The organism is Candidatus Methylomirabilota bacterium (assembly GCA_036005065.1).
GTDB lineage: Bacteria > Methylomirabilota > Methylomirabilia > Rokubacteriales > DASRDR01 > DASYQW01.
The window spans coordinates 1-2,293 of the sequence record DASYQW010000013.1 but is presented as its reverse complement, the minus strand read 5'-3'; the positions used below and the strand labels follow the sequence as shown (position 1 = coordinate 2,293).

General features: G+C 68.7%; 2 protein-coding genes and 1 pseudogene. All 3 read left to right on the top strand.

Going from position 1 to position 2,293, the window contains the following annotated elements:
- Nucleotides 1-355: 355 nt before the first annotated feature.
- Nucleotides 356-631: pseudogene (raiA, locus tag VGW35_00825) on the top strand (ribosome-associated translation inhibitor RaiA).
- Nucleotides 632-799: 168 nt separating this feature from the next.
- Nucleotides 800-1,462 carry a response regulator transcription factor gene (locus VGW35_00820; protein HEV8306180.1) on the top strand — a complete coding sequence of 221 codons (663 nt, stop codon included), beginning with the start codon at nucleotides 800-802 and terminating at the stop codon, nucleotides 1,460-1,462.
- A gap of 141 nt (nucleotides 1,463-1,603) precedes the next feature.
- Nucleotides 1,604-2,293: preprotein translocase subunit SecA (locus VGW35_00815; GenBank protein HEV8306179.1), on the top strand; the 690-nt coding region annotated here is incomplete at its 3' end.

The following is a 2,293-nucleotide window of genomic DNA, read 5'->3' as shown; positions in this document are numbered from 1 at the left end:
GTCCGGGTCTGTGGTTGCCCCGGGGAACGGATCCCCGGCAGTCGATGCCAGCCGCGGGCGAAGCGACCCACGTAAGCCGACCCTTGGTCGGTGAGCATGGCGCGGTTTAGATGTAAGTCCTGCCCCGTGGGGGAGACCTCGTCGGGAGAGGGTGCGAAGCCGTCCGATGGGCGGCGATCACTCCGGCAGGCGGATGTGGGGCCAAAGACCAGGTCAGCCGGACGCGGGCCTCTGCGCTCGGGGCGGACGAGCGCAGAGGGCCGGGCTCGGGGTAGGTTCCGGGGGGACGGAGTGAGGAGCGGGCCCGCCGGGGCGGCCGGGGGAAGCGGCCAGGGGAAGCGGCCAGGGGAAGTGGATGGAGTTCGTCCTCATAGGCCGGGGGGAGACCGTACGGCGCCTCCGGCAGGTGACCGAGCACAAGCTCGGCAGGCTCGAGCGGATCGAGCCCCGGATCACCCGCCTCGAGGTCGAGGTGATCGCCGAGAAGAACCCGCGGCGCGGCGGCATCCACCGTGTGGAGGCGGTCGCCGCGGCGCCACGCAAGTCCTTCCGCGCCCACGCCGAGGCGAAGGACGTGGAGTCGGCGCTCGACGCGGTGGCGGAGCGGCTGGAGCGCCAGATCCGTGACCACCACGAACGTCGGCTGGCCTGGCGGAACGCGAGTGCCGGTCGCGTAAAATCCGGCCAGCCGCCCGGCGGGACCCGCCGAGCCAGAGGTCAGGAGCGCGGAGTGACCGAAAAGGCCTACACGGGCAAGGCCGAGACCGTCAAGGCCGAGACCGGCAAGGCGGAGCCCGGCATGGAGAAGCTCCGGGTGCTTGTGTGCGATGACCACGCCCTGTTCCGGCGGGGGCTGAAGATGGTGCTCGACGAGGAGCCCGATCTCGAGCTCGTCGGCGAGGCGTCGGACGGGGCCGAGGTGGTCGTTCGCGCCCAGGAGCTCATGCCGGACGTGATCCTGATGGACGTCCGGATGCCGAAGCGCTCCGGGATCGAGGCCGCCGGCGAGATCAAGGACTCGCTGCCGCACGTCAAGATCCTGATGCTCACGATCAGCGACGACGAGGCGGACCTGTACGAGGCGATCAAGGCGGGCGCCTCCGGCTACCTGCTGAAGGAGATCCCGATCGAGGAGGTCGCCGACGCGATCCGTTCGGTGTGGGCGGGGCAGTCCCGGATCAGCCCGTCGATGGCGAGCAAGCTGCTGTCGGAATTCGCGGCGATGAGCAAGTCCTCGGACGAGAAGCCCCAGATGCCGGCGCCCAAGCTTACCGACCGTGAGATGGAGGTGCTGCGGCTCGTCGCCCAGGGGCTGAACAATCGGGACATCGCCGGGAAGCTGTTCATCTCCGAGAACACGGTGAAGAACCACATCCGCAACATCCTGGAGAAGCTCCACCTCCACTCGCGCATGGAGGCGGTCGTCTACGCCGTGCGCGAGAAGATGATCGAGATCACGTAGCGCCGTCGCCGGATGAGGGCCTCGCCGCCGCCGGCATCCGGCCCAGGCCCGCGACCCGGAGACTGAGGCGCCGGGAGGATCGGTCAGGTTCGAGACCTCCGGTACCATAGGGGTTCCAACCCCTCCACACCAAGGCGAAGCATGGTCATCGAGAAGCTCGGCCAGTTCGGCGAAGGCCGCAAGAAGAAGCAGCTCGCGCAGATCGCAGGGCTGGTCAACACGTACGAGCCCGAGGTCGAGGACCTTTCCGACGCCGAGCTCGCCGGCAAGACCGCCGAGTTCCGCGAGCGGCTCGAGGCGGGGGAGACGCTGGACGACCTCCTGCCCGAGGCGTTCGCGTCCGTCCGGGAGGCCGCGAGGAGGACGATCGGGCAGCGGCACTTCGACGTCCAGGTGATGGGCGCGGTCGCGCTCCACCAGGGCAACATCGCCGAGATGAAGACGGGTGAAGGTAAGACCCTCACCTCGACGATGGCGGCCTACCTCAACTCCCTCGCCGACGGCGTGCACGTCGTCACGGTCAACGACTACCTGGCCAAGCGCGACTCGGAGTGGATGGGCCCGATCTACCGGGCGCTCGGCGTCTCGGTGGGGCTGATCCAGTCCCAGATGTCGCCGTCCGAACGCCGCCCGGCGTATGCGGCCGATATCACGTACGGGACCAACAACGAGTTCGGGTTCGATTACCTGCGCGACAACATGGCGATGCGCCCGGAGGACATGGTGCAGCGTGGCCACGCGTACGCGATCGTGGACGAGGTCGACTCGATCCTGATCGACGAGGCTCGGACCCCGCTGATCATCAGCGGCATGGTGGCCGACAGCGCGAAG